3 protein-coding genes and 1 pseudogene are annotated in these 8,359 nt (G+C 59.4%); 1 reads left to right on the forward strand and 3 read right to left on the reverse strand.

From position 1 onward, the window contains the following. Nucleotides 1–157 precede the first annotated feature (157 nt). Together ltrA (AC5ZG5_RS45130) and ltrA (AC5ZG5_RS45135) are read right to left on the reverse strand one after the other, a co-directional pair. Entirely contained in the window at nt 158–1,495 is a 1,338-nt protein-coding gene (gene ltrA, locus AC5ZG5_RS45130; protein WP_456647059.1) for a group II intron reverse transcriptase/maturase, read from the reverse strand. A gap of 204 nt (nt 1,496–1,699) precedes the next feature. Next, nucleotides 1,700–3,019: a group II intron reverse transcriptase/maturase gene (gene ltrA / locus AC5ZG5_RS45135; protein ID WP_456647058.1), complete on the reverse strand. Its 1,320-nt coding sequence runs from the start codon at nt 3,017–3,019 to the stop codon at nt 1,700–1,702. Between the two features lie 847 nt (nt 3,020–3,866). Here ltrA (AC5ZG5_RS45135) and AC5ZG5_RS45140 point away from each other — a divergent pair. Further along, nucleotides 3,867–4,757: pseudogene (locus tag AC5ZG5_RS45140) on the forward strand (IS5 family transposase); the annotation flags it as partial. 96 nt (nt 4,758–4,853) lie between these two features. On the opposite strand, the gene AC5ZG5_RS45145 reads toward AC5ZG5_RS45140, so the two are convergent. After that, nucleotides 4,854–7,457: a C48 family peptidase gene (locus tag AC5ZG5_RS45145; RefSeq protein ID WP_456647057.1), complete on the reverse strand. Its 2,604-nt coding sequence runs from the start codon at nt 7,455–7,457 to the stop codon at nt 4,854–4,856. Between the last annotated feature and the right edge of the window lie 902 nt (nt 7,458–8,359).

An 8,359-nucleotide genomic window follows, 5' to 3' on the forward strand; every position in this document is an offset into this window, starting at 1 on the left:
TCACTTCACCGGAAAGTCCCCCGCTGCTCGACGGAGGATCGGTGGTCTAAGGTAGACCGGTGATCGATCGTGCTCAATCGGGATAGGGGGGCATCTTGCGATGCCGCCCCTCCCACACCACCGGGCATACGGGTCCGTACCACGGCGGTTCGGCGGATTAAGCGTTCACCAGCTTTTCCATGGGAAGCAAACCCAGGCGCTTGAAGCGTGCGTTGGTGAAGGCGCGGTGCAAGGCGTTCGTGAAGCTCATTCGCCACGGCCCCTTCGGGCTGAAGATGGCCTCGCGGGCCGCAGGCCCGGGCACTCCGAGGCGCCGAAGTTCATGATATCGCCTCCTCCGCGTCTTCCACTGGACCCAGATGACGCAACGCAGGCGTCGCCGAATCCAGCCGTCGAGAGATTGCAACTCGTGCCACTGGCTAAAGCCGAAGTAGCCGGCCCATCCTCGCAGGAAGGAAGCCAGCTCGCGGATCATCCGCTCCAGGGTGATGCCCCGATGTCGCCCCGTCAGCTCGCGCACCCGGTGCTTGAACCGGACCACGGCCTTGTCGGCGATGCATCGCCGGAACTCCGGTTCATTCCTCACCGTGAAGCCGAGGAATGACCGATGCCACGGTTGGGCAACGGCACTCTTTTCCGCGTTGATCTGAAGCTTGAGGCGCCGTTCGATGAAGCGGGTCAGGCTCTCCATGACTCGCCGGCCGGCCTTTTCGCTGCGTACATAGATGTTGCAGTCATCCGCGTAACGCACGAACCGATGGCCGCGTCGCTCGAGCTCGCAATCCAGTTCATCCAGCACGAGATTCGAGAGCAAGGGCGAGAGTGGACCACCTTGCGGGGTCCCCTCCCAGCTGTCCTCGAACAACCCGTTGTCGAGCGCACCGGCCGTCAGGTAGCTCCGGATGAGCCGGAGCAATCGCCGGTCCGTGACGCGCGCCGCCACCGCAGCCATCAGGCGGTCGTGATTGACCCGGTCGAAGAATTTGGCCAAGTCGATATCCACGACAAACCGATAGCCTTCAATGATGTAGGCTTGCGCCTGCGCCACCGCTTGGTGAGCGGAGCGGCCCGGCCGGAAGCCGTAGCTGTGCTCGCTGAATGTCGGGTCCCACAGCGGCTGAAGCCGCAGCAGGATTGCCTGCTGAATCACACGATCAATCACGGTTGGAATGCCAAGGTTGCGCGTTCCGCCGTCCGGCTTCGGGATTCTCACCCGACGCACCGGTAGCGGCTGGTAGCGCCCCTGGAGCAGTTGGTCTTCGATCTCCGGCCAGCGCGCTTTAAGGATGCCCGGCAGCTGTTTGACGGAGATACCGTCGATGCCTGGCGCTCCTTTGTTGCGCACCACCGCGTCCAACGCAGCTTCTATGTTGTCTGGGTCACAGATCGCCTCCATGAGATGCTCTGTGGATGCCGGGCTTTCGGGTTCGGCCGTCGCCAGGGCCGTTTCGACCTCTTGCGCGACCCGATGCTGGGCTTCACCCCGCACGGGCATCGGCAAGTCCAATTCGAGTTGGTATGGCGGTCGCGATACGGTCATGAGACGTCCGATCTATTTGCCCTTTCCTTCACCCCTCATCGGGGACCGTTCGGGCCTTCAGCCGGCAAGCCGACCTGTCGGGTCGGAGGAGGCGCCCACTGAAGGGCTTGCCTCCGTCCGCCGCACAAACGGAACGTGCAGTTTTCCCGCATTCCGCTTTCATGAACGGGCTTTCGCGATCTGAAGAGAAGGTATCAGCGAGACAAGGCTGACAAGCTTGAACTCCGTGCGTAGCCTTCTTGTGGGATACTCTTTCCAACATGCGTTTCGCCATCGCTTGGCGCGATGTGACCACAGTCTTTGGATTATCCACCGATCCAGCTGGTTGAAGCGCTTCCTGACGTTGGAACGACAGTAGTAGTTTCCCCATCCACGGACGATCGGGTTGATCGTTTCGATCATTTCTCTCATACGCAGAGGTATTTTCCTTTGCGTCAAGGCCCTGATCTGATCCTTGAATCGGTCGACTGACTTCTGTGCGGGAATGGCATAGAGACCATGACGGTTCAGCTTGGACTTAATCCGATCGCGATTCAGGCGAAAGTTGCCTTTTCCTCGTTGGATTTTGAATCCCAGAAACTCAAAGCCGTGCGCCACATGCACAATCCGGGTTTTCGCCTTATTGAGCTCAACGCCAAGCTGTTCGAGAATCTTCGCTGCTCGCGCCAAAGCGTACTTCGCCTCAGCTCGTGTCCGACAGGTCACCACCCAGTCATCCGCCCACCGCGTGAGTTGGTACCCTTGCCGCCTCATCTCCTTGTCGAAGGGAGTCAGCAAGATGTTACTCATCAACGGCGAGACGACCCCGCCTTGCGGGGTTCCCGTTGGAGTCGCGTATTTCTGTCCCCGCTCTTCATAGCCCGCTTTCAGCATCTGCTGAATCAACTTCAGCACTCTGCTATCGGCGACCTGCTTTCCGATAAGGGTCAGGAGCTTTTCGTGATCCACAGACCCGAAAAAGTCTTTCAGATCCGCATCGACAATCCACTCGTTTCCGCTCTCCACCTCCCGCCAAATCTTGGTCAGGGCATCCGCGGTCTTGCGACCTTTGCGATATCCAAAACTGCTCGGATCAAAGACGCGCTCAAAGATGGGCTCCAGACGGTTGACCAGAGCCTGCTGACATACCCTGTCGTAGACCGAAGGTATGCCGAGCGGCCTTGTCTTGCCCGGAGCTCCTCTTTTCGGAATCTCTAATCGTCGCACTGCTCGCGGCTGATAGGTGTCATCGCGAAGCTCTTGATGAAGCCGTTCCAGATTTTCGTCCAGACTGGCCTCGAACTCCTCAATGGTCACCTTGTCTGCGCCGCTTGCCCCATGATTGGCGCGAACGCGCTCCCACGCAAGCTTCAAGTTCTTGCGTGAATACACCTTGTCCACCAGAGAGTGGACCTTCTGCTTCTGATCTTCGAGAACAAGATGATCCGATAGTCTCCTCGAAGCGTGACGTTCGGGTTTTTCACAAAAGGAACTGTCCATCTCCACGCTGCTTTCTCATCTATCTCGACGCATCTTCTCTCGACCCGTTCACGAACGTCCTTCCCCGGATCACTCTCGATCCGCCATTGCTGGTCACGCGAGTTATTCGTCTCGCGCTTCTGGTACTACTCCGTTCTCCGACTCCTGCCTGTGCATCGCTTCCCACTTCGCTTGCGCTTATAAGGTCACTTTCCCGGTTACTGCCGGGACACAGGCAGGTCTCCTGGGGTCACGCATGAATCTTCCGTATCGTGCCGTCAGCAAACACCTTGGTACGATGGGTGAATGAGTAACGCCTTCGCCCCCATAATGCGGGCTCGACCTTGCCCCATCTTTGGCCGACCTGTTCATCTGTGGGTTGCCCCTCGATTACGGCCCGATACTTCTCCTCAAACCCTTCGGATTCCGGATCGCTCCGGACACCCTGTCCTCCAGACGCTCGCGCGCCTGGCCAACGAGGCATTACCCCCGTCTTCGGATACGGTGCTCCTCATTCGAGCACCGAAGGGACTTCAACCCTCCTGATTCACGCGCTGCCCAGCGCACATTACGAACCCGTCCGCCCCTGCGTCGCGCATTGGTACTCTGCCCTCGGCGGGTCCGCCGCCTTTGGGGTCTCCCTTGGCATCGTGACGCAGGTTCCCATGTTCCACGCAAGAGCCTGCCATCGGGATCACGCCGCCTCTACACCGGTTGCCGACCAGTGAGCTAAAGCAGCTTGTGGCGGTTTGGACTCTGATCCTGCAATCCGAGTCCGAGGGGCCTGCCCTCATCTCTTGCGCAGCAAGGCTGCTCTGAAGATGGTCTACATACTCAACCTCCTTCTTCGCGCCGTCATGGCGCACATACCACAGTGCAGCCGAAAGCGGTTGCACATCCGACCGACGCGCGGCTGCTGCATCGAGCAATCATCAAGCTGGTCGGGCTCGCCAAGCGCAACCATGTGCCGCTGCGCCAGAGCTATCTGCGCCTGGCCAAGCGCGCCGCCATCATGACCGGCCGCTATACCCACGCCCACCAGTTCAAGCGCGCCCGGCGCCAGCTCAAGTTCCTGCGGACACGGCTTGGCCGGATCATCCGCGACATCCGCCGCAAGATTGATGGCGATACGGTCCTGGAAGCTCGCTTCGGCCCGTTGCTCGGTTTAGCGCAGCAGGTGCGCAGCCAGGATCAGCATCAGCGCGGTCCGAAGGTCTATGCGTTACATGCTCCGGAGGTTGAGTGCATCGGCAAGGGTAAAGCCCGCGCGCCCTACGAGTTCGGCTGCAAGGTCAGCATCGCCACCCCCGTGACGTCTCCAAAGGGCGGCCAGTCACGTGCTCCATTCCAAGGCTCTGCATGACAATCCCTTCGATGGGCACACGCTCGGTCCCGTGATCGATGACATGGAGAAGCTCACCGGCGTGGAGGTTCGCCGTATCCACGTCGACAAAGGATATCGCGGTCACAACCACCCGCATCGGTTCAGGGTCTGGATCTCGGGTCAGGTCCGCCGCGTCACAGCCTCCATCCGTCGCGAGATGAAGCGTCGCGCGGCTGTCGAGCCCGTCATCGGCCACCTCAAGGCCGAGCACCGCATGGACCGAATAATCTCAAGGGACGCCTCGGCGACCGCATCAACGCCGTTCTCGCCGCTGCCGGCTATAACTTCGGCCTGCTGCTGCGATGGCTCGCAGAGCTCTTGCGTGTCATCATCCGAGCCTTCTTCGAGACCGTCCCGACTCGAAACATCGCTTGAGCCGGGCGCCGCGCCAGTTCTTCACGAACGACTCGATCAGCCGAAGCGGACACGGGACGCGCCGAGTCGTCCCAGCGCGTCCTTGCTGGATCGTGGTCAGCCCCTCAGTCGGTTTTGCAGTGCCTGCCGATCGATGACGAGATTGGCGAGGCTCAAGTCTGCCTGCCGTCTTCCCGCGAGCCGCCTGACCAGCGCTCGCGTACCGTCGGCCACAAAGACCCCGCAATCATAGCCGTTCCTCTGCTGGCTTATGGTGGCTGCTAGCAGATTGTCTCCGGCTCCCACCCGTGCTGCGAGCATTGCTGCAGGTCTGTCATTGTATCCCCGGGCGGAGTCGTAATGGTGGGCGACCGGATTGTCGCGATCGCGGCGGTCCACGAGCAGCAACGACCAATGGGAGCCGCGGTCATGGAGGTCCGTAGTGCTGGCGTCACTCACCGGCAAGAACAGAAAGTCGGCTGTGTCGTTATCATGCCGATCGTTGACAATGCGATGGAGTGCGGTTAGGGCGACGTCGCCTGTACCCTGGCCCACCTGAAAGGCCACGAGAGGATCCACGAAACGAGTCCGGGCGGCGAGGTTTGGATTGCTCGCCGACAATTCCTGCGCCAGGAGCTCGTAGTCCCGCTGGATATGCTCGTCACCCAGCCAGTCCCTGGCTCCGAGCACCCGTCCGCTGCGGTCGCCGGCAGAGGCACTCGCAGCCGAACCGCCGACCCTGGCCTTAGGAACCGAGGATGGGCCAGGATGATGGATAAGCTGAGCGTCGCGGCGTCCTCGCGGACCCAACGTGATGGAGTAGGTCTCGCCGTTGATGGAGACCGGCTGGGGAGCCATTCGCGAACTCGGCAACAGCATTTTGTTGTCCAGTACATCGAGCAGGAAATCCGGCACCGGCTGTGAGCCATGCTGCCAATTCTCGCCGACGAGATATCCGATATCCTCGAGCTCTTGATGCATGCCTGACGGCCCGATGAAGAACGGGGGTCTGCCGGCAGGGCTCAGCACCGGCCCTGACTGGGCATCGTCACGCATGTCCTGCGGTGTGGACGGCAGGTCAACCAAAGAACCGAGACCGCGATAGATGTCTGAGGACCGAGCTGGCTCGCCCTTCGGCGTTGGAAAGTCGAAATAGGACGGCAGTTGCGGGGACCAAGTCGAGCTCGACCCAGCCGGCTCCTGCAAGCCGGCCTGCCCAAACGGGCCTACCATCGGCGGCCACTCACTTTCGGACGGCGGCGTTGGCAAATTTCGTATCCAGGACGAGGTTGAGTTCGAGCCAGCCGGTTCCTGCAAACCGGCTTGCCCATACGGGCCTAGCACCGGCGGCCACTCACTTTCGGACGGCGGCGTCGGCAAATTTCGCATCCAGGTAGAGATTGAGTCCGAGTCAGCTCTCTGCTGCGGGAGGTTCACGCCGAGCATCCTGTTTGCATCAACGACCTGCGCATACTGCTTGAGCTTGTTCAGGCGCAGACGAAAAGCAGCATCTTTCCCTTTGGCTTCGATAAAGGCCTGGAGGTCTGCGGCCAGTGAGCGTTGCTGCTCTTCATTGCCGTTCATTCGGCTAGCGATACTTTCCTTACCCTCTTGACGGAGCCAATGACTCAACCCGCGTTGCGCCGTAGCAACCTTTGTAAGGCTTGTTCTCTTGGAATCTGGGTTTCTCAACATTTCGTCGGCAAAGCCCTGGATGAGGCTGGCGTCGTCGTCGTGAGGACGGAACCTGAATTGGGGCTCGAGACCGAGGTATTCTCGAAACGAATTGAGTGGCGCTGTCCGCTTTGTGGCTTTGCGGAAGGCCGCATAATCTGCGTTCAATGACGACTGCTGCTCAACGTCGCCGTCAATTCGATCCATGATGCCCAGCTTTCCCTCCCTTTGAAGCCAGTCGCTAAAACGGCGTAGGTTGGTAGCCATTTGGGAAGCGACCTTGGATGCATAGTTGGACATAGCGTGTGTCAAAAAGCCATCGATGGCGGTTCTGTCCTGCTGATAAGCCCCCAATGTTTCACGGCCCATCAGGCGAGGCCCGGCACCGACAGCTTCGAGCTCGTTCGCCCCGATCCTGCGTAGATGAGACAGTGCCACACTGAGCTTGTCATCCTCATCACCGCCAGCGTCGACATACTCGTCGACCATGGCGGCGAGCCGGCTTGGTTCGTTGAACGCGTAATCAGCCAGTGGACCCTTATTGTGCGCTCGCAGCCACTGAGCAAACGTGGTAAGCGGCTGCACATTGGACGTAATTGTACGCGTGGGGACCTTTCCGGTCCCGCGTCCTCTGGTACCATCGGGCTCAATTCTGTAGTCTTGGACATTCTTCACGAATTGGCCGATCATTAGCTCGTCCGAAGGATACATCGGTTCATATTGCCTACCCACCCAATCGGGGGCTGAAAGGAAATTTCTAGCGTGGAAATGCCTAAGTGCATCCAACGCTCCGCCCACGCGGCTACTGCTATTGGCGCTCGCCTGCTTCGTAAATTCAGCTTTATAAGCCGCCAGCAGATCGGGATTGCCAAGTAGGTCCTTCAAAATGACGCCCTTGGATTGGAGGAACTCGCTGAACCATCGGAGAGCTGTCTCATGGTTCTCGATAGTCTTCGTCGGACGGTTCGCGCTGACCAACGCCGTCTTGAACTCTTCAATCAGCTCCAGGTCTGCTTCAGACGGCCGACTGCGCTTTGCGAAGTCCATGCGAAGCTCCGAGCGGAAGTCAACAGGCGCTGGCCTGCTCGGCCACATCTCACGGCGGCTTACTCCAAAGACTTTACCCAGTCTTGATTTGACCCGGGAATCGGATCTTGGCGGTATTCTCATCGAACCACCGATGTCTGTGCGCTCAATGTCTCCGTGCGACCCGCCCGCCGAACTTTCGGAAGAACTTCCCTCAGGCGAACTCACCTCGTGAGAGTGGAGCTGCAGCTCACCCAATTGCTACTCAAAGCCGGCTTGATATGCTGGCTCAAGCTCGATCTCTTCTCCCGCACGCTGCAGTTCCTGCTGCTCTGCGTACCAGCGCATCCAATAGTTCGGATCGTTATAGCTCGGGTCCATGCCACTCTCCCTAGACGAGATGACTCTTCATAGCTCCCCCAGAGCCACACTCCAGTGTCCGGGATTGATACTTGCATGCAAATTCTGCTTCGTCTTCAATTCTTCAGTTCATGTCCTCACATTCGCTACAACCAACCGGGTCGTGCTTGCACAGCCACATTGTCCAACGCACCGAAGAACCTGAGACATTGACGCCTCTCCTCGTGATCATGAAGCTTCAGAGCGATAGCGGCATGTATGATTCAGACTGTACAACCTGACGCTACGTAGACTTCAAGTCCCCATCGCCCTCGCGGCGAGCTTTTTTTCTGGGCCCGGGCGGGCAGATCGATCCGCATGCCACAGTTATTGCCCGATGCTCCAACCGCCGCCGCGGGTGGCCGCGTTCCGCCGCAGTTCACGGAGAGACTGTCGAAGCAGCCCGCTCCAGGCGACGCCCTATCTCCTGTATGGAATGGCCCTGCACCCTAGTACCCACTTTTCTTGGATCGTGAGTCGTGATTCAAGATATGGATGATCCCCGAAGCAAGAGAAGTCCACCT

The organism is Bradyrhizobium sp. Ses1, assembly GCF_059512365.1.

What these genes read in the sequence shown, in the direction of transcription:
- ltrA (WP_456647059.1), bottom strand. Translation starts at nt 1,495, where the DNA reads ATGCCCGTGCGGGGTGAAGCCCAGCATCGGGTCGCGCAAGAGGTCGAA.
- ltrA (WP_456647058.1), bottom strand. Translation starts at nt 3,019, where the DNA reads ATGGACAGTTCCTTTTGTGAAAAACCCGAACGTCACGCTTCGAGGAGA.
- AC5ZG5_RS45145 (WP_456647057.1), bottom strand. Translation starts at nt 7,457, where the DNA reads ATGGACTTCGCAAAGCGCAGTCGGCCGTCTGAAGCAGACCTGGAGCTG.